This window comes from Vibrio sp. THAF64 (assembly GCF_009363455.1).
GTDB lineage: Bacteria > Pseudomonadota > Gammaproteobacteria > Enterobacterales > Vibrionaceae > Vibrio > Vibrio coralliilyticus.
On the sequence record NZ_CP045355.1, the window covers coordinates 2,638,957 to 2,658,592 of the forward strand.

Consider the following 19,636-nt stretch of genomic DNA (forward strand, 5'->3'; position numbering starts at 1 on the left):
AGAGAAATAGAATGACATACTCAAAATCACACTTATGCTCATTTTCCATAACTAATTGTAGAGCTTTCTATAAAAACTTTTATAAGTCTATCGTCTTTTTATGCTTTTTCTTTAGTTTTTCAGCAACATCAGCCACGCCTGAGCAAATTATCAGTATTCAACAAGCAGCAGAAGAGTACGTCTTATCGACCATCGAATGGCCTACAGGCGGTACGTTAGAGGCAAGAGCGGCAAATATTGATAGCCGTGTCTTTGCCACCGATTGCCCAAGCAATTTAGACGCCTCTTCCTCCTCTACCAACCCCAACGCCAGTAACATCACTGTGTTAGTAGAGTGTAGCGAAGATAACTGGAAATTATATGTTCCTGTCAGACTGACGCGCTCTGGCCCTCAAGTTACGCTCGTTGGGCCGCTTAGCCGAGGCCAGATTATCTCACGACAAGATGTCACTATTAATATGGTAGACTTGCAACGCTTCAGGCGGCAAGGCTTTTCCAACATTGATGCCGTAATTGGCGCAAAAACAAAGAAAAACCTGCGTGCTGGCGAAGTTATTGAAAGCAATGATATATGCGTAGTTTGCCGCAATGAAACGGTCACAATCAAAGCCGTAAAGTCTGGTATGACCATCACAACTAAGGGCACAGCCCTCACAGATGGGTCACATGGTGAACAGATAAGAGTGAAAAATACAAAATCCAACCGTATAATTGAAGGGAGAGTCACAGGGATCTCGGAAGTGACGGTTATTTTCTGATCAATTTAAAAAAAGCCTAAAGTAATCCCTACTCTAGTCGATATTGACAACATAAGATTCTAAACACGAAAGGCTCACACATATGGCAGGCATTGATAACATACGCTCTGGGCAGACGGTAACAACGTCGACAAGAAGCACAGCGCGTAATGAAAATAGCCCTTCTGCAACTGATTCAGCAAAGAAGTCAGAAGTTGCACAAGACTCTGTATCCTTAAGTAAACAAGGTAAGGCAGTCGGTGAAATGCATACCCAACTTGCTAGCCAGCCAAGCTTTGACCAAGCAAAAGTTGCCGCTATCAAAGAAGCTATTGCAAATGGCTCTTACAGCGTTGACCCGCAAAAGCTGGCTGATAATATGATCAAGTTCGAGAAAGAACTTGGTGGTTTCGAGTAACGAGTTTCTGTCATGGCAGCCCTAAGCAGTTTAGTTGAGTTCCAACTCAAAAGCGCAACAGATCTTTCATTGCTGTTAGAGAAAGAGAAAGCTGCGATCGCTAGCAGGGTCGCTAAAGAAATCGAACAGCTTGCCAAAGAAAAACTCACTTTAATTAACCAGCTTCAACAGACTGACCAACGTATTAGCCAGCATCCCGATGTGGCGACTTTGACCAATGATCCAGAGTTGAGCCCTCTAGTCGATCAAATTCGTTCTATCGTCCATGATTGCCAACAAGCGAATGCAGTAAACGGTGAAGCTTTGCAACGCGCACAATTAAGCTTCAATAAGCTGAATAACCTAATGCAACAAACTCAGGGCAAACTGGGTATGACATACACAGCAGAGGGTCAAACCAAGAATGTCACTACCTTAGGCACTAATATCAAAGCCTAACCAACCTGAAAACAAAAAAGCGGCAATGATTGCCGCTTTTTTTGATCGAAGATTTAGAGAGAAATTTAGAAAAGAGTTTGTTGGCGTTTTTCCGGAACGACCTGCACTTCACCATAATCACGGAGCTTGTTCATCTTCTTGATGTCCAAACGCAATTCAGTAACGTAACTGTCGCCCACTTTGTAACTGCGCACCACTTCAGCACCACGAATGACACCATCTACAGCACCTGAGGTTAGTTCAGTCCCTAAACGTTGATCCTGTAAATCTGCACGTCCGCTCACTCGCATACCATATACTTGCTCAGCCAGTTCTCGATAGGCATCAATCTTAGAGGCGCGCATCGCTCGCACCTGACGCTCTTCATCTGTGCGGCCTTTCTGCTCACTGATATTGGCATAGCCAACCGCTGTTAACCAATCATCTGGGCGCATATTCTGCAAAGGTTGGCAGCCAACCATAATCAACGCAACCGCCAGTAAAAATAACTTCTTCATCTCAACTCCCTATGGACGCAGAATAACCGTGTAAGGTTGTCTTATTGTAGGGTCTGAGCGAATCAAAACGCCATCTTCAGTTCGGATACTGTTAAGTGTGTCTAGGTCACGGCCAATTCGATCCGCAGGTAAGAAACCTTGAGCAGTGGCAACGACCACACGTGACTGCATACCGACGACACGAGCGTTAACCAAAACACCGCCTTCTTGACGAAGCATGGTCCCTGTCAGGACATATTGGATATCTTGCTCCTGAGATAAATCTTTCCAGTCACGACTGAAGGCGAAGTCTCCTTGCTGCGTCACTTGGATAGATCCCGTCGTTTTGTAATCAACCACTTTAAAGCCACGGCGTTGGAATTGGTGAATGAACCCTTCTGATACCGAATTACCCAACCAGTTCGTCGCGTCCATATTTTGTAGATCAACAAAAGAGGTGACGGCAATTGGTGTCCGCGCAGACACACTGGTGTTCGAGATCATCAGATCTTCAGTCATACTCTCAATAAAGAAGTCAAGAGTATGACGCGGACTCTCCATCAGCATAAACTGGGAGCCTGGGTACGGTTCTTTACCGTTGTATATTGGGGCATAGGCACAAGCGGTGAGAAACACCACTGGCACTAGCGTTAGCCATCTTTTCATTCTCTAATCTCCGATACATATTAGGCACTGATTGGTTCCATTTCCTATCTCTCATAAAAAGTGGAACAGTCTTTGCTTTTCTAAATCTGCAACCATTCAGAACGGCAATGCCTAAATCAGCTAAGATAGAACAAGCAAAAAATGAACCAACTTGGAAGATGAATATGAAAAAATCGCTTCTTGTCCTGATTTCAACCATTTACGCCTCGCTGTACGCGAGTATAGCGTCTGCCGGATGGTATGAAGTGACCGGAACCGCCACTGTGGTTTCCTCTGAAGAAGTCGCTCGTATTCATGCATTGGAAGATGCTATTTATAAAGCCGTCAGCTTTTCTGGCGCCGATATCGGCAGCATTTCCAACTTGAGGCCGCTACTCGAAAGTGAGCGTAAAGAGTACCAATTCAGCAATACCGAAGTTCGCTATATCTTGGTCGATGAGCAGAAAGTCCGCAGTGGCGTCATGTTTGTCAAAGCGCGTATTGATATCTACCCATCGGCAACGGGTTGCCATGTCAGCCAGTACAAGAAAACGTTTTTGGTCGGCAATATCGATGTAGAGTCACCTCAACAAGCAGTAATGGGCCAGATTTATAGTGTGGGGGACGATTTTGCTATGGTAATTAATCGCCAACTTGACCAGCAATCAGCCAACTTTGTCTCTGTTGGCACCACAGACTATGAGATCAGCCAACGTTACCCTGAACGCCTCAAAATGATCGCGCAAGACACCGGCGCTCAATATATCATTGGTGGCGTCATCACCGACTTAACTGCCACTATTGAACAGAAGCTGTTAAGAGATGACATCATCAACCGTCAGTTTGCACTAGAGATGACCGTATTTGATGGAAAAACAGGTAATGAAGTTTATAACCGCAATTATCGTGAAGTTGCGCGTTGGCCATTCCCCAAAACCAGCCAAGTGGATACGAAAAGTGCCCGCTTCTGGGCGTCAACATACGGTGACATGATGCTCCGTGTCAGCCGTAACATCATGTTAGATCTGGAGTCAGAAGTGTCATGTAAGATCACACTCCCAGAGATCATTTCAAAGTGGAACAATGTCCTTACCATGGATTTAGGCCGTATCCACGGCGTTCAGCAAGGCGATAAACTCAAACTTTGGCACACAGGTTCCTTTATCGATCAACGTGGTTTGCCGCGTAATAAGGTGACAGAATCAGACATTACTCTCACCGTGTCTCGAGTGTATGAAAACGAAGCGGAGCTTACCGTTGATCAGCCTGAGCTTGCAGGCAGCATTCAAATTGGCGATGTTATGCACAAGATGCTTTAAATCAGTGAGTTAAGGTTTAACATCCTGTTTTAATTCAGTATGATGAACCCAAGCTCCCGTGGCACAGCTGGATAGCGCGATCCCCTCCTAAGGGATAGGTCACAGGTTCGAATCCTGTCGGGAGCGCCACATCATATACAAGCCAGATCTAACGTAAGTAGGTCTGGCTTTTTTGTATCTATAATTTTATCTCTCGCCTGTCTATTCCATCCATTACGACAACTTCTCTGTAAAGCAATAAAAAACCTCTTCCCAATCAAGGAAGAGGTCCAACAAGAAGAGTGTTGAAACAAGGATAATTAACATTGGTTCCATACCAAGGTGTTCATTAGGCGGATTCCAATAATGCCACCTGGCTAAAGTGGCAAGTTCGAACAATCGTCAGAGCACATAACCCATACCTAAAACCAGTTTAGCCATGAGAAATGAGTGCTTAGATCTCAATCTAAGCATTGTCCTACAAGAAGTGCTCACTGACACTTGAGCTTCTCGATGGAAAAAAGTGTAATATATGCATCAATTTGTTGTCAAACGTGAAACTTTTTTCAACAAAAAATAATCTCATACTGTGTAACAGTTCATAAAAAACGACTCGGAGAAGCATATTGAAAGATGTCACCACTATTGGCGGGCGGTTAAAAGAAATTCTTTTTGTTAAAGGCGTTTCTGCAGCTGAGCTATCTAGGAAAGTGGGTATTGAAAGAGGCTATATGAGCAAGCTTCTTAATAACAAAATTAAAAACCCACATAAGAACATGACCCAAATAGCGAAGACACTTAATGTATCCTACGAATGGCTGATGACCGGTGTTGAGCGCACTGGTACCTACGAACGTGATTATGATGTCGAAGGAATTGTTAACTCAAAGCTTCAAAAGATTGGTTTTTTTGAAACTGGTATGCCAATATCCAAGTTCCACAAACTCATTTACAATGATGAATCTATAAATATAGTCAGCACTAAGAAGCTTGGTGCTGGAAATTATTTATTTCAGAACGGTGAAGATATTATAGAGCTGTTTAGAGTTGACAATTTTATCAACTTAGCTTGGTATCCTCATGAACCTGAAAAAGACTATATTCCAATTGGCAAGGTTATAACAAAAATAAGTAAGGAACATATCAATGACAAGAAGCTTAAACTTGTTGAAGGTTGAAAATGGCTTAATATATTACACAAACGAAGACAATGACTATGTTTTAAGCTCACCAGCTAGAGGGCTTATCAACAAAGGACTGGTTGTATTTTTCAAAAAAGAGCATCGAGATTTGATCCACGCGATGGATCCTATTACCAAATTTGATATTAAATGGTATGGGTTCCTTACCGCGCTTTATCTCGCCTCTCTCTTAGTTGCGATTCCTATGTCGCCGCATAGTGTTGAAATATTCGGCACCTGGCAGCCTGCTGGTATTTTAATATTCCCATTAACCTTCCTAGTCCTCGATACGATCAACGCAACACTTAGATACGAGTATGCTAAATCGACAACCTATTTTGGCGCAGGAATGTGTGCACTCGCCTCTGGATTAATCGCGGTTACCTTTTTTACCTTTGATATTAAATCTCCTTATAAAGAGGTATTCGAGCCACTTATATATTTATACCTGATTAATAGCCTGTGTATTCTTGCTGCTGACCAAGCTAACAACTTTATTTTCAGAAAACTCAGTATGAAGTTGCATAAAGCGCCAATTTGGGCACGTTCTATTATTTCAAGTACTATTGGCCAAGCATTATATACTGTTATTTGGATCGGATTATTCTTTAATTCATCAACATCATTAACACTATTACAAAAGATTGCTGATAATTATTTATTTAAAGTCGGCTATGCTGTGGCACTAATTCCTGTACTTTATGCTTTAGTGTTTACTTACAACATTCTAAAAGCAAAGAAACAAAATGACTCTTCTGAGTTAGATGAAAACTCCAACTATGCTTAATTAGCCTTCTTCAAAACCAAAAAGCTCGGACTGTTGTCCGAGCTTTTTATTGTTCATGACTTACCTATGCTATCTGATCTAGTCATCACGACCAAAGCAAGCCAATATCCTAGAAATACTCACCTCGATACATTGCTGACTGCGTACCGTCTTATCGATAAAATTTTCTAGATCAGCAGCAAACGCTGGCGGTATCGGTAGAGAGTAGCTTTTCTCCGAGGTATACACTTTATATGCCCCTGACATGAAGAACTGTCTGAATTCCTCCCCACTAAAAGAATATTCAAACTCTTTTGGCATCATTGAAATCACACTAAAACCTCTCGACTCAAACATTTCACGGTATTCCCTCTCATGCTCTAAGTGCATACAGACCATGCGAAAGTCTCGCCCAAGTTGAGGGTAAAAGTCTCGAAAAAACTCACTCATTAGGTTTGAGACCTGTGGACACCAGTCTTGTTTATAAGGAGTCTGAAGCACAAACATACCATCTGGTTTCAGGGCCGTTCTAATTGCCGACAATGCGGCATCATAGTCTTGATACCACTGAAAAGAGGAATTCGATGTGATGACATCAAACCCTTCCTCAGAGGCATAATCAACAATGTCTGCATGCACGAAGTCAATCGGGCTGTCAGGGTAAAGGTGTAGTGCCTGTTCGAGCATTTCCGACGACACATCTATCGCCACCATGGTTTGAGGTGATGAGTGATCGTGTATCAAGTGAGCGACTTTACCTGAGCCACATCCGACATCAAGCAAACGCCCAACCTTAGTGGGTAAAAGTCGAATCAACTCTTTAGCGGCATCAAACTGTACGATTCCATTGCGATGGTATTCTTTGTTGTAATTCATAACGCACTCATCTCTGTTTCAGGCGCAAGATGATAATTCAAAAGCCACTGAGTAACTGTAAGATACACGTCAAATACCACGCTTCTTATCTGGCATTTACACAATAAAATAGGTGAGAACGTAAAGCCTTAATAAAAGCGCTTCCAACACTCAGCGTCTGATGAATCTCAACTACCAAAGATCGGGATGATTGAACACTTCGACACAAACAGGCTTACCTAAAACAGTGTCAAAAGCATTACCATTGAGTGAATTTGCAAGCCAGCCTTGCGGTTGAGTAAATGGGTACGGCGATGCAATGATGGATGTCTCCACCTGTTGAAAGCCCACTTTAGAATAAAAGTTTGGATCACCATAAGTCATTACCAATTCGACGCCTTTCTCTTTAAGCTCTTTCAAGGCGTAACCTATTAATGCCTGACCAATGCCCTTGCCCTGATACTGGGTAGCAATAGCGACCGGAGACAATAAATACGCACTCGCCTTAGAGTCAAAGTTCATTGTTGACAGCAAGATACACCCAACAATGCGGCTTTCTTCTGTAGCGACATAGACCTCAACCTTGGAGGCTTCGGTATTTTTCATCAAGTCAAACGCTAGATTCGATACAAGCAGCCCCTCACTTTCCCCCTCCGAATCGCTGAAAGTGTTTAAAAATAGTTGCTTGATCTCTTCAGCCTGACTCGGGTGATACAACGAATAATGCATAGATCTTTTTCCTTCTTCTCTTTCAAGATGAACGCATCATAAAGTGTGAAGCTTTAGACAGGTCAAGAATTACTCACGAACTTTTTTCCCGCGTGGGATTAATTATTCTCAACCCGACACGCACTGAAAATATCAAGTTTGCTCTGATACTCTTGTGTCGCTACGTCCATCATCCCAAGCAGCGAATGAAAGACATTGTCGTGAGAGTAGATACCCGTTTGTTGAGCCTCTTGCTGAAGGCAACGCGTATTAATGTGTTTCACTTGCTTGAAACCTGGCGACATCCACAACAAGAAAGGCACTCGTTTTTGAAAGTTTGGGGCAAGGCTATAAGGTAAGCCATGTAAGTAGATGCCTTCTTCACCCAGCGACTCTCCGTGGTCGGAAACATAGATGAGCGCCGTGTTGAATTGTTCCTGCAGTGCTTCCAGTTTGCCTATCGTCTGACTCACGACGTAATCGGTATAAAGGATGCTGTTGTCGTAGGAGTTGATGATTTGCTCTGGTGTGCAGTTTTCGATGTCGGAGCGTTCACAATCAGGAAAATACATTGCTCTGTCTTTCGGATAACGTTGAAAGTAAGTCGGGCCATGACTGCCAATCAAATGCATCACCATCATTCGGTTACCTTTAAGGGAATCGACATGTTGTTCAAAATTCTCAAGCAACGCCATGTCATAGCACGTAGTTCCATTGCATTGCGGATCGGTCGGTGCATGCGCTATCTCTTCCTTAGCAACATTTTTGGCTACCTGCTTATCACCACCATCATTATCACGCCAAAGCACATCGACTCCCGCCCGCTTTAGAATGTCTAAGACGTTATCTTGATTATCAGCGAGTTGGCGATCAAAGTGATATCGATCCATATTAGAAAACATACAGGGGACCGATACTGCAGTCGCGGTGCCACATGAACTCACATCTTGGAACGAAATCACGCCCATATCCCGAGTGTAAGGATTGGTTTCCCGGTTATAGCCGTTCAATTGGTAGTTTTGTGCTCGCGCTGTTTCACCGACCATAAATACCACTAACGTTGGTTTAGACTTGGCAGCTTCTAAAGCCTCGGCAGATTGTTGTGCGTCCAACCCCAACTGGTGGTATTTCACTGGAACGACAAAGTAATGCCTTTTAATATAACGAGAGAGGCTGGAAAAAAACTCGGTCGGAATCAACACTCGATTCAACGTATGATGATTGCGACCAACGGAAACATAATTCTGATAGTACAACCCAACAACACCCGTCACCACAACAATAGAGATCACCATCGAAAGCAACTTGCTTTGGATCAAACCCAATGGGTGAGGCGATTTAAATCTAATTTTAGCGACGGCCAGTGCTGGAAGCCCGCCCATCACAGCGACCCACCCAACAGAGTAAACGCTGATATAAGAAAGTGCTTCACTTTGATTGGTCTCAAACAGGTTAGCCATCATCGACAGGTCGAATAACACCCCATAATTGTATCCGGCATAGCTGACAATACTTGAGCAAATCAGCAGTACAATGAAGAAAGGCTTAGTCAGATACGGCCAACTAAAAAGACTAAACAGAAAGTTCAGAGATGCCCACAGAAACAGAGGAATAGACAGCAAGAAGCCAATATTTACAGTATCTGAGTGGCTGTATATCGTGTGCAACTCTTTGTAAAACGGTAAATTAACGACAACGGTAAAGTACAGTGCAAGTAAGGCGGTAAAAATGGCATAGCTGATGCCTTTCGACCTATCAGTATTCAATCCGTTCATAGCATTACATCATTTGTGTTAACCGGACAGGGAGCAACGCGTCGCTGCGCTACTCGCACAGAACTTGCATTGCTTAGCGTCATACTCTTGTGATGCCTTTAAAAGCAATCACTCAAGGTCATACACGGTATAACCTTTGTTGGCTAAGCACTTACGTAAGACCAAAGACTGAGTTTTCGTCGAGTCATTAGCGCCACCCAAAGCCCCAGCACTCGCGCCGACAGCGCCACCAGCCGCAGCACCAACAACCGCGCCTCCGACACCATCCTGAATAACGCCAGCCACGGCTCCAATGACAGCGCCTGATACTGCACCGTTTGTTGCTTCGGTTTTCGCCGCTTCTCCTTTGTCGACTTGCTCAGCGTACCCTTGGCAATACGTAAAATCGGCATCGTATTGCTGCTGATCGACACCAGCCATATCCACTACGGGTTTTTGGTTGTAAGCACATGCTGTCAAGCCGGCAGACAGCGCTATCACAGAAAATGTTCTCAACATTTCAAATACTCCCTCATAAATCTGAGATCAAATGTACAGTGTTTTATTATCGAATTCTGTCGTACTTGAGTAATGGAATGTCAGCCTATGTCATGCGCATATCAATGAAACGAGAAGGGACTACTCGAGCTAGTTCGTGAGAGAAAAATCGGGGCTTCAACAATTGCTGACATTCAACTAAAATAGTTATTAATAAAATTATTCATAAGAATTTAATGAAGAAAAGTAACTTGACCACCAACACTGGTCATCGCTTTATATCTAAAGCCAAAACCGCTTTTAAAATCCACATCCATACACCTGATGACACGGTGCTGCACCGTTCTGTGGGTTATGTTCGTATCGGTGAGAAGAAAGGGCTGCAGAAGGCAATTAAACTTCGTAACGAGCTTGGAAGTGAAATGTGGGGGAAATTTTGGCGTAAGTTGCTCAAAGACCCTTACTTAATGACCCGTTTGCCTCACTCTGTAGAACCTAAGATCATCTTTAAACCACGCCCAACCAAAACCAATCCTGACGCGAAAGATGAATGCTATATTGCTGCTTGGCGAACTTACGACAAAAGCGGCAAGCTAATCTATCAAAGCGTCGTATGTTCAATCAAAAAGCACGGTAGATTGGCTGCATACACCAAAACTAAGAAAGCGTTACTGGAAGCCAATAAAGACAACCTAGAAATTCTCGAATTCATGGGAAGACTAAACAGTATTGACCTCAAATAAAAACACCCCGAATTTTCATTCGAGGCGTTGTCATTAATAAGAACATCAATTAGTTATTGAGCTTGATACTCAAACGCTGGCACCATGATTTCTACACGACGATTCTGTTCACGCCCTTGCTGTGTTTCATTAGAAGCGATTGGGTTATTTTCCCCTTCACCACGAGCACTGATTCGAGAAGCATCAATTCCCTGCTCTTCTAGCGCATCAGCCACTGATTGAGCACGTCGCTCGGACAGTTTCTGGTTGTATGACGCAGCACCACTAGAGTCAGTGTAACCAACAACTTCAACCGTAGATTGCGGGAATTCCGTCATAAACGCGACCAACTCAGCTAGCATCGCTTTGCTTTCTGGTTTCAACTCTGCGCTATTTAAAGCGAAGCTGCTAGAGTCAACAACTTTGGTCTCAAACGTTTTCACGATAGGTTCAACAACCACTTCTTCTTCAACTACTTCCTCAACCATTAACTCTTCTTGTACAGGTTGTGCCGCAGGCTCATCACTGCCACCAAACTTAGCAATAAAACCTAGTGTTAAAGCGTTGCCTTTAAAGCGATGTGTATCAATGTTGATGTCAGTTAAACGCTGATACTCAAGTTGGAAATCGATGGTAGGCATAAAGGCATAGGTGACACCTAAAGCACCAAGAAGAGAGCTATCATCTTTGTTTCCGTATTCCACATAGGCACCACCAACTTTAGCAAACGCATCAAACTTTTGTGAAAGCGGCATGGTGAATCGCGGTGCAAGAGAGTAAGAACTCAAACCTGCATCTGTGTAACCATAACCAGTGGTTTCCCCCAGTGTATCAAGGCCCAGCTCAAGACTAATCATGTCATTGAACTCGTAACCTGCAAATGAACCTAGCGCCCAGGAGTTATCATCACAAGGGCCAGTCGAGCATGAATCATTGAGCCAAGATGCACCCGCTTTAGCACCAAGATAAAACTGAGCATTTGCAGATGTGGAAGCAAGAAGAAGTGTGGTGGAAATTACCGCTGCTAATTTTTTCATTGTTTTTTCCTTATATACCGACAACGCACGCGCGTTATAACTGACAACCAACACGATAACAATCATCTAGTTACAGTATGGCCACATTAACAGTACACCCTGACCCATAGAATGTACAAATCGGTTTATGGATTAATTTCACCTTTTGCATACTAGCAAGTAACTTTCTCATAAATATGACAAAGCCCTGTCAAAACAGGGCTTTGGTTCAAGAATGATTGATTCAGTCCAAACTATGGCTGAACTTCATATTCAAACTCATTCACGGTAACTTCTGCACGGCGGTTCTCAATGCGTCCGTCACGTGTTTCGTTGGTCGCGATTGGATTACTCTCGCCTGCGCCTTCAACATGAATACGTGATTGGTTCACACCGTATTCTGCAATCACATCGGCTACTGACTGAGCGCGCTGCTCAGATAACTTCTGGTTGTATACTGCCGGACCGCTGGTATCTGTGTAACCAACAACGTCAACCGTTGCCTGTGGGTATTCACCCATGAAAGAAGCCACTTCTTTAAGAGCCATTTCACTTTCAGGTGTTAGCTCCGCACTATCAAATTTGAAGCTCACTGAGTAAACCACTTCTGACTCAAACGTTTGGAATACTGGCTTAACAACAACCGTCTCTTCGACAGTTTCCTCTACCAGCATTTCTTCTTGTGCCGGTGCTTCAGCTTGCTCATCACTTCCGCCGAACTTAGTTGTAAAGCCCAGAGTAACGGCGTTACCAGAAATACCATGCGTATCAATATCGATGTCCGTCAGACGTTGGTACTCAACTTGAATATCAATGTTTGGCAACACGGTGTAGCTCAAACCAACGCCACCAACAAAAGAGCTGTCACTCTTGTTTCCATACTCAACGTAAGCACCACCAGCTTTGGCAAATGCATCAATATTTTCAGTCAGAGGCAAACTAAAACGTGGCGCCAATGAATACGAGACTAAACCCGCATCTTGATAGCCTGAACCTGTCGTTTCACCTAGCGTATCTAGGCCAGCTTCGAGCGCCAGGTAATCGTTAAATTCGTAACCAACAAATGAGCCAAGTGCCCAAGAGTTATCATCACACTCGCCCGTTGTACATAAATCATCTACCCAACTCGCCCCTGCTTTTGCACCTAGATAAAACTGCGCATTCGCTGACGCTGATGCAAGAAGGAGTGTGCCAGAAACTACCGCTGCTAATTTTTTCATTTTTCATACCTTATTAATACGCGCTAGATTTGCGACGCTATAGACAATCCGTACAAAAACAAATACATAGAGAGTTACCGTACAGATGTGCGGACACTACACCTTAACGAGATAAATAACAAATAACTTTGTGAGTTTTTATTTAATTTCATCTAATTAGATAACTTTGCGTCGTCCCGGCGCATTGTGAATAAGAAACTGGAACCATAATCACAGGCCGATTAAGGTGTTATCTAAGGTTTAAATTGTCTCATTAAAGTTGAGACACAAAAAAACCGCAGCCTGAAGCTGCGGTTTATATGCTGTATATTTGATTTTTTATGCGTTAGCTTCACGCTCTTCAATAAACGCAATCGCCATCTTGATACGAGCAATAACGCGCTCTTTACCTACAAGCTCCATGACAGCATCAACAGAAGGAGACTGGCCGCCACCTGTGACTGCAACACGCAGTGGCATGCCAATTTTACCCATGCCGATTTCTAGCTCTTCACAAACGGCTGCAATCACACCATCTTTGATGTTTGCTGTTGTCCACTCTTCTAGCGCTTCAACTTTTGCTAAAGCCAATTCTAGCGGGCCTTTAGCAACACCACGCAGGTGCTTCTTAGCGGCGCCAGCTTCAAACTCAGAGAAATCTTCGTAGAAGTAGCGGATTTGCTCTGCAAGCTCTACTAGAGTGTTACAACGCTCGCCCACAAGCTTGATCACTTCGGTGATTGCAGGGCCGTTTTCAATGTTTAGATTCTGGTTGTCTAGGTGCCATTGTAGGTGCTCAGCCACGTACTCAGGAGCCGAAGTTTTGATGTAGTGGTTATTCAACCAAAGTAGCTTTTCAGTGTTAAACGCTGACGCTGACTTCGAAATGGCATCTAGAGAGAATAGGTTGATCATCTCTTCTTGAGAGAAGATTTCTTGATCACCGTGAGACCAGCCAAGGCGCACTAGGTAGTTGTTTAGAGCATTTGGAAGATAACCTTCATCGCGGTATTGCATCACAGATACAGCACCGTGACGCTTAGACAGTTTCGCGCCGTCATCACCTAAGATCATTGCACAGTGAGCAAATGTTGGTACGGGTGCACCTAGCGCTTCGTAAATGTTGATTTGACGAGGCGTATTGTTGATGTGGTCTTCACCGCGAACAACGTGAGTGATACCCATATCCCAATCATCTACAACAACAACGAAGTTGTAAGTTGGAGCGCCATCAGTACGGCGGATGATTAGATCATCTAGCTGTTCGTTAGCGATCTCAATACGGCCACGGATTTGGTCTTCAAAGACTACGCTGCCTTCTTTCGGGTTACGGAAACGGATAACAAACGCATCACCTTCTTTCGCTTCTGCATTTGCAGCAACAATTTTCGGGTGGTTCGCATCGTAACGAGGCATCTCTTTTGCTGCTTCTTGCTCGGCACGGATTTCGTCTAGCAGCTCTTTAGACGCGTAACATTTGTAGGCTTTGTCTTCTGCTAGTAGCTTATCAACCATTTCGTTGTAACGGTCAAAACGCTTTGACTGGAAATAAGGCCCTTCATTCCACTCAAGACCCATCCACTGCATCCCTTCAAGAATTGCATCAACTGCTTCCTGAGAGTTACGCTCTAAATCCGTATCTTCGATACGTAGAACGAATTCACCGCCTTGGTTTTTAGCAAAAAGCCAAGAGTAAAGTGCAGTACGTGCACCACCAACGTGAAGGTAGCCTGTTGGGCTAGGAGCAAAACGAGTTTTAACCGTCATGTAAAATACCTTGATTGTCTAAATGACTGCACCATTCAATAGAGGCCATGAATGGTGCCAAAATTGCGCGTATTTTAGCACTGATGTACAAATCTACAATCCGTCTTGCGCAGAATTCATCATTCATTGAGGTGTTTTACTGCCCACGAGATAAACTCTTGGCGCTGTTGCGGTGTCATCTTAAGAAACTCGCTTTGTAAATCTGCACTCGCCGTCGTTTTTACCTCTGAAGTCGAGGCTGAGTCGATGGTAGACGCAGCGACCGCTTGCGTAGTGTGATTATCGCTACCATGAGCTTGAGACGAGAGCGATGCTATAGCGCCAGTTTGATTGTATTCTTCTATCGCAGCTTCATAGTTTTTGAACGAAGAGAAACCTTTCACCTGAATCAAATCCACTTGGTAATCAACAGGGCTACCATTTTTATCAACCAATGAGAAATCCAAAGTTTGGCGGAACTTCTTCGCCTGATCTATTTGACGAAATACCGGGTAGCTTAAAGTGAGTGGTTCTTGAGAAGATTCAAAGCGCATCACAACAGAAGGAAATACCAGCTTATTTCTTCGGCCGTCTTCAACCACAATCTGGTCTAACCCAAACAGCAACTGATTCTCGCCCTCTTTGAGATTGATAACTTGTCGACTTTGGAAATCGCTCGCTGACATTTCTTTGCCATTAAGTGCTAACGGTTCAATCTCATCAATAATCTTGAGTTCATTTGCGCTGACAGGCAAAGCGACAGCACCCAGTAAGATTGCAGGTAACCAATTTTTCATACTTTTCTCACACTAAATTTTTAAAACCGCGAAAGGCGGCATATCGCCGCCTTATCATAAAATGAAGCTAATTTAGAACCAGTATTCAATACCGACAGACGCTTCATCAAAGCTGTCTGATTTCCAGCGACCTTGGTAGCCTTCCCCTGTTTTACCCGTGTTTTCAAGATCATTGATAGCGTAACGCGCGTAAACCACCGCATTGGTATCAACCGCATACATTAGTTGCATAGAGGTTACGTTATCTTTCGTCCCCTCAATGTCTTGACCATCGACTTCTAGGCCAAGGTTTTCCGCTCGAGCAATCTTAGCTTGCCACTTATCACCTTCACCAAAGTTGTAAGTCAATCCAACAGAGTAAGAGTTTTCAGTCTCGTCACTGCCCAACGTATCTTGCGCTTCAGCAATACGGTAGTAAGCGAAATAACCAATGCCATTGTTGAAACCACCTTGAGCGCCCATTAGGTAGGTTTGGTTGTCCCAGTACTTCTCATTGTCACCTTGCATGGTGTCGTAGTTCATTTCATAAGCGAGATCTAACTGAACCCAACCCCAGTCACCATCAAATTTCTGGTGTGCGGCCATACCATGCCAATAGTTGCTCCCAGCTTCAGTACTCGTTGTGGATCCAGCACGGTCTGCACCAGCACCTACGGCGATATCCATGGTGAAGCCACTCCACAGCTCCTTGGTATCCCAACGAATGGTGTCAGACTGGCGATCGTTAAAGTTGTTACCACCAATGTTTCCGCCCCAGTCCCAGACGTTACCCATTCCAGGGTTAGTCGCAGGCCAGTCAATCAATTCATACATAGGAGTTAATACACGGCCCAGCCTAATCTGACCGATAGAGTCATGTTCAAAACCGACAAAAGTATCACGTCGACCGAGGTAGCCATTGCCCCCATCTTCGCCAGCAAAAGACTCATCGACGTAACCCGACTCGATTTGCCACAAAAAGGTCCAATCTTCTAAGCTGTCAAACTTGGCAGTACCACGCCAACCTAAACGGGATTCGTTGTTGAACTGAACACCATCATTTGCTGGTGAGTTGTCGTAGTCGCGGTTGGCCACCTGCATCGCAATCAAACCGTAAATGCCTTGTTCATACTTTGCTTCTAAATTTGTATCCGCTACTGCTGCACCTGAAAATGCCAGAATCGCACTGGAAACTGCCGCACCAACAAGTGTCTTTTTATAGTTAGACATACATTAACCCCTAGTCATTATGTTTTTCGTCGTTCCCCTCAGGCACTTTTAAGTTCATGTTTTGAAGGGAACTATTTATGGACAGGGATATGTTGGCAAACTTTTTTTTTGCCAAAAAATTGCGAGGAACAATATCTGATTAGCGTCAAAGTCTAAAAAAGAAAAAAACAATAAATCTATTAAAATCAGAATATTGAAATCAAAGGCAAAGAAATAAAAACGTCAAAACTGAACTATTAATCTTTTTAACAACCTTGCCCTCACTATATTTGCCTATCGGATCACGCCCAATTTTGAGTGATTTACCTCAATTGATATATTCCCTATAAAAAATTTGAAATGTCTCGCAAGATAAGACAAAGAAAACACTGTTCTATCGGGGGTTTTGACGTTTTGGTATTTGTTCATTGACAGTGCTTGACCTTCCCCTTGAGGTAAGGTTTATTCTCAGCAACAGTTCATCGTTGAGGGTTATGTTATGCGTCAGTTCGATATTCCACTATCAGGTTTAAGCTGTATGGGTTGCGCTCGGAAAGTTGAGCGAGAACTTACCTCTCAGCATCGGGTTAACATCCATGATTTAACGCCACAACATATCACTCTGGATAGCGACAGCCCCTTTGTAGATTTAGAACAATCAATTCAATCTCTGGGGTATAAGGCAGGTCATCAGTATCAGTTCCACCTATCAGGACTAAGCTGCGGTAAATGTGTGGCCAAGCTTGAGTCTGCTTTAGAAGAAAGTGACGATATTGGACAATTTGATGTATCGAAAACCACGCTTTCTCTTTCGACGTTACTAACACAGCAACAAGTGAAAGATCTTGTCGCCTCTCTCGGCTACCAGGCCAGCGAGTCTGAATCAGAAATAGAAGAGCCGGAGACTCAACCACAAGCCACTCAGCCAAGCTCGCACCTTCACTCTTCCAATAACAAAGAAACCCTTCATTTTTTGATATCAGGAATGACATGCGCCAGTTGTGTGGCGTCTGTAGAGCGAGCACTGACTCAGGTAGAAGGCGTAGACAAAGCTCAGGTTAACCTTGCGGAGCAAAGTGCCTTAGTTTTCAGTACCTCTAAAGACAACAAAACCATAAACACTATAGCCAATGCAGTAGAAGAAGCTGGCTATCAGGCTGAAATTGTTGACGATCCAGCAACACAACAAGAGAAGCAGCAGGCCCAACAAATGGCCGTGCAAGCTCATCATAAGAAAAGTGCGTGGGCTGGTATTGTGATCGGCGTACCACTCATGCTTTGGGGTGTGTTGGGTGGCAATATGATGATCCGTACCAGTCAGGATCAGTTAATTTGGGGCGTCGTTGGGATTATTTGCTTCTGGCTTCTTGCTACCGCGGGAAAAAGCTTCTTCTCCAACGCTTGGCAAGCTCTTACTCACAAGCGTGCAACCATGGATACCCTCGTTGCGTTGGGTACGGGGGCCGCTTGGCTGTTCTCAATGTTAGTAGTGGCTTTCCCAGATTGGTTTCCACCAGCATCACGTCATGTTTACTTTGAAGCCAGCGCGATGATTGTCGGTCTGATTTCTTTAGGCCACTACATTGAGGCAAAAGCGAAGGCCAAAACCACTCGTTCTTTGCAGGCTTTGATCAACCTTCAGCCCAATGAAGCTGTGTTGATTACCCAATCTGGCGACCAAGTGATTGCAATTGACCAGATAACAGAAGGCATGCAACTGCGAATCAAACCCGGTGAAAAAGCTCCTATCGACGGGCACGTCGTTTCAGGTGAGTCTTACCTCGATGAGTCTATGCTTACTGGCGAACCTGTCCCCGTCTACAAACAATCTGGCGATACGATTTCTGCAGGCACGTTAAATCAGGATGGCAGCTTAGTCATTGAAGCAACGGGAGTCGGTAGCAATACCATGCTGTCGCGCATTATTACCATGGTACGGGAAGCGCAAAGCAGCAAACCAGCCATCGCCAAACTGGCAGATCAAATTTCGGCTATCTTTGTCCCTGTCGTTGTCGCAATTGCTCTGTTCTCTGCCCTAGTGTGGTTTATGGTTGGCCCTGACCCGAAAGCGAGCTACATGTTGGTCGTTACCACCACCGTACTGATCATTGCTTGTCCTTGTGCGCTAGGCTTAGCGACCCCGCTGTCGGTGACTGTTGGTATTGGTAAAGCCGCTGAAATGGGGATCTTAATCAAAGATGCGGATGTGCTTCAATCTGCAAGCAATATCGATACGGTTGTATTTGATAAGACAGGTACATTAACTCAGGGAAAACCTGACGTTCAGCATATCTTTGCTCTTAATCAGGACGATAAACAACTGCTAACCGCAGCGGCTAGCTTAGAGCAATATTCAGAGCATCCACTAGCAAAAGCCATCGTAAAACACGCTCAAGAGCATCAGCTAAGTTTGGGTGAAGTTCGCGATTTCAATAACATGCGCGGCATGGGAGTGACTGGCGTATTAGAAAATGAAAGTATTGCGGTGGTTTCTTTGCCTTATGCTCAGAAACAAGAACTCAAGCTTGAAGGAATTGAACAAGAACTGCAGCGCTGTGCAGACAATGCCTGGACTCCAGTGATCGTCGTTCAGCAAAATCAGGTATCAGGTTTAATCGCCATTGCCGACCCAATTAAACAAGACGCGAAACAAGCTGTGGATGCCCTGTTCGCAATGCAAATTACTCCTGTCATGTTAACCGGTGACAACCAGCATGTGGCTAAAGCGATAGCCCAACAACTGGGTATCGAACAGGTGATATCTCAAGTACTGCCTGATGAAAAAGCAGGTCATGTGGCTCAAATTCAGGCAAGTGGAAAGCGAGTTGCTATGATTGGTGATGGTGTCAACGATGCACCGGCTCTCGCGCTCGCAGACATCGGTATCGCAATGGGTAGCGGTAGCGACGTCGCAATCGAAAGTGCACAAATGACCTTGCTTAACTCATCACCGCTGGCCGTTGTTAAAGCCATCGAACTTTCCAAAGCAACGATTAAAAACATGAAGCAGAATTTATTCGGTGCGTTCATTTATAACTCTTTAGGTATTCCGGTCGCAGCTGGCGTACTGTATCCAGCATTCGGATTTTTGCTCAGTCCAGTAGTCGCTGGTGCAGCAATGGCGCTCTCATCAATCACAGTCGTGAGCAATGCCAACCGATTAAGACTCTTTAAATCTTCGATTCGTTCATAGA

The 19,636-nt window shown here is 44.2% G+C and carries 19 protein-coding genes and 1 tRNA gene; 9 read left to right on the top strand and 11 right to left on the bottom strand.

The annotated features are described in order from the left end of the window. Window positions 1-11: 11 nt before the first annotated feature. The 3 genes from flgA to FIU99_RS12285 all read left to right on the top strand — a co-directional run bounded on the left by flgA (window position 12) and on the right by FIU99_RS12285 (window position 1,593). Window positions 12-758 (top strand): flagellar basal body P-ring formation chaperone FlgA, encoded by a 747-nt coding sequence (gene flgA, locus FIU99_RS12275; protein WP_006957414.1) that lies wholly within the window; start codon window positions 12-14, stop codon window positions 756-758. Window positions 759-840: 82 nt separating this feature from the next. Then, window positions 841-1,155, top strand: a complete 315-nt coding sequence (gene flgM, locus FIU99_RS12280) for a flagellar biosynthesis anti-sigma factor FlgM (RefSeq protein WP_006957413.1) — start codon at window positions 841-843, stop codon at window positions 1,153-1,155. Between the two features lie 12 nt (window positions 1,156-1,167). Beyond that, window positions 1,168-1,593: a flagella synthesis protein FlgN gene (locus tag FIU99_RS12285; protein WP_006957412.1), complete on the top strand. Its 426-nt coding sequence runs from the start codon at window positions 1,168-1,170 to the stop codon at window positions 1,591-1,593. Window positions 1,594-1,658: 65 nt separating this feature from the next. Here FIU99_RS12285 and flgP read toward each other — a convergent pair whose 3' ends face one another. Further along, entirely contained in the window at window positions 1,659-2,090 is a 432-nt protein-coding gene (flgP, locus tag FIU99_RS12290) for a flagellar assembly lipoprotein FlgP (protein WP_006957411.1), read from the bottom strand. A gap of 9 nt (window positions 2,091-2,099) precedes the next feature. Further along, on the bottom strand, window positions 2,100-2,735 hold the full coding sequence (locus FIU99_RS12295) for a FlgO family outer membrane protein (protein WP_019274762.1): 636 nt from the start codon (window positions 2,733-2,735) through the stop codon (window positions 2,100-2,102). A 164-nt stretch (window positions 2,736-2,899) separates the two neighbouring features. Between FIU99_RS12295 and FIU99_RS12300 the strand changes: the two genes are divergently transcribed. The 4 genes from FIU99_RS12300 to FIU99_RS12315 all read left to right on the top strand — a co-directional run bounded on the left by FIU99_RS12300 (window position 2,900) and on the right by FIU99_RS12315 (window position 5,980). Then, window positions 2,900-4,033, top strand: a complete 1,134-nt coding sequence (locus FIU99_RS12300) for a flagellar assembly protein FlgT (RefSeq protein ID WP_039951160.1) — start codon at window positions 2,900-2,902, stop codon at window positions 4,031-4,033. Between the two features lie 52 nt (window positions 4,034-4,085). Continuing rightward, a tRNA-Arg gene (locus FIU99_RS12305) sits at window positions 4,086-4,162 on the top strand. A gap of 476 nt (window positions 4,163-4,638) precedes the next feature. Then, window positions 4,639-5,190, top strand: a complete 552-nt coding sequence (locus FIU99_RS12310; RefSeq protein WP_006957408.1) for a helix-turn-helix domain-containing protein — start codon at window positions 4,639-4,641, stop codon at window positions 5,188-5,190. Further along, on the top strand, window positions 5,159-5,980 hold the full coding sequence (locus tag FIU99_RS12315; RefSeq protein WP_006957407.1) for a VUT family protein: 822 nt from the start codon (window positions 5,159-5,161) through the stop codon (window positions 5,978-5,980). The genes FIU99_RS12310 and FIU99_RS12315 overlap by 32 nt, the downstream gene beginning before the upstream one ends. Window positions 5,981-6,058: 78 nt before the next feature. Here the strand turns inward: FIU99_RS12315 and FIU99_RS12320 are convergent, their stop codons facing one another. From FIU99_RS12320 to FIU99_RS12335, 4 genes are all read right to left on the bottom strand, one after another. Beyond that, window positions 6,059-6,835 (bottom strand): trans-aconitate 2-methyltransferase, encoded by a 777-nt coding sequence (locus tag FIU99_RS12320; RefSeq protein ID WP_006957406.1) that lies wholly within the window; start codon window positions 6,833-6,835, stop codon window positions 6,059-6,061. A 171-nt stretch (window positions 6,836-7,006) separates the two neighbouring features. Further along, on the bottom strand, window positions 7,007-7,543 hold the full coding sequence (locus FIU99_RS12325) for a GNAT family N-acetyltransferase (protein ID WP_006957405.1): 537 nt from the start codon (window positions 7,541-7,543) through the stop codon (window positions 7,007-7,009). Between the two features lie 98 nt (window positions 7,544-7,641). Continuing rightward, window positions 7,642-9,297 (bottom strand): phosphoethanolamine transferase, encoded by a 1,656-nt coding sequence (locus tag FIU99_RS12330; protein WP_006957404.1) that lies wholly within the window; start codon window positions 9,295-9,297, stop codon window positions 7,642-7,644. A 108-nt stretch (window positions 9,298-9,405) separates the two neighbouring features. Further along, entirely contained in the window at window positions 9,406-9,795 is a 390-nt protein-coding gene (locus FIU99_RS12335; protein WP_006957403.1) for a glycine zipper family protein, read from the bottom strand. Window positions 9,796-10,010: 215 nt separating this feature from the next. On the opposite strand from FIU99_RS12335, the gene FIU99_RS12340 reads away from it, so the two are divergent. After that, window positions 10,011-10,517 carry a hypothetical protein gene (locus FIU99_RS12340; RefSeq protein ID WP_006957402.1) on the top strand — a complete coding sequence of 169 codons (507 nt, stop codon included), beginning with the start codon at window positions 10,011-10,013 and terminating at the stop codon, window positions 10,515-10,517. A gap of 53 nt (window positions 10,518-10,570) precedes the next feature. On the opposite strand, the gene FIU99_RS12345 is transcribed toward FIU99_RS12340, so the two are convergent. The 5 genes from FIU99_RS12345 to FIU99_RS12365 form a co-directional block, all read right to left on the bottom strand. Next, on the bottom strand, window positions 10,571-11,533 hold the full coding sequence (locus FIU99_RS12345) for an OmpA family protein (protein ID WP_038510084.1): 963 nt from the start codon (window positions 11,531-11,533) through the stop codon (window positions 10,571-10,573). Window positions 11,534-11,766: 233 nt separating this feature from the next. Further along, window positions 11,767-12,732 carry an OmpA family protein gene (locus FIU99_RS12350; RefSeq protein ID WP_006957400.1) on the bottom strand — a complete coding sequence of 322 codons (966 nt, stop codon included), beginning with the start codon at window positions 12,730-12,732 and terminating at the stop codon, window positions 11,767-11,769. A gap of 318 nt (window positions 12,733-13,050) precedes the next feature. Further along, window positions 13,051-14,478 (bottom strand): glutamate--tRNA ligase, encoded by a 1,428-nt coding sequence (gltX, locus tag FIU99_RS12355; protein WP_006957399.1) that lies wholly within the window; start codon window positions 14,476-14,478, stop codon window positions 13,051-13,053. 119 nt (window positions 14,479-14,597) lie between these two features. Continuing rightward, a complete protein-coding gene (locus tag FIU99_RS12360) occupies window positions 14,598-15,254 on the bottom strand; it encodes a DUF2057 domain-containing protein (protein ID WP_006957398.1) in 657 nt (218 codons plus the stop codon). 72 nt (window positions 15,255-15,326) lie between these two features. Beyond that, complete coding sequence (locus tag FIU99_RS12365; protein WP_006957397.1) at window positions 15,327-16,463, bottom strand: porin; 1,137 nt, start codon at window positions 16,461-16,463, stop codon at window positions 15,327-15,329. Window positions 16,464-16,941: 478 nt separating this feature from the next. Between FIU99_RS12365 and FIU99_RS12370 the strand changes: the two genes are divergently transcribed. Continuing rightward, the gene (locus tag FIU99_RS12370) at window positions 16,942-19,635 is read left to right on the top strand and encodes a heavy metal translocating P-type ATPase (RefSeq protein WP_006957396.1); all 2,694 of its coding nucleotides are present in this window, start codon (window positions 16,942-16,944) and stop codon (window positions 19,633-19,635) included. The last annotated feature ends 1 nt before the right edge of the window (window position 19,636 follow it).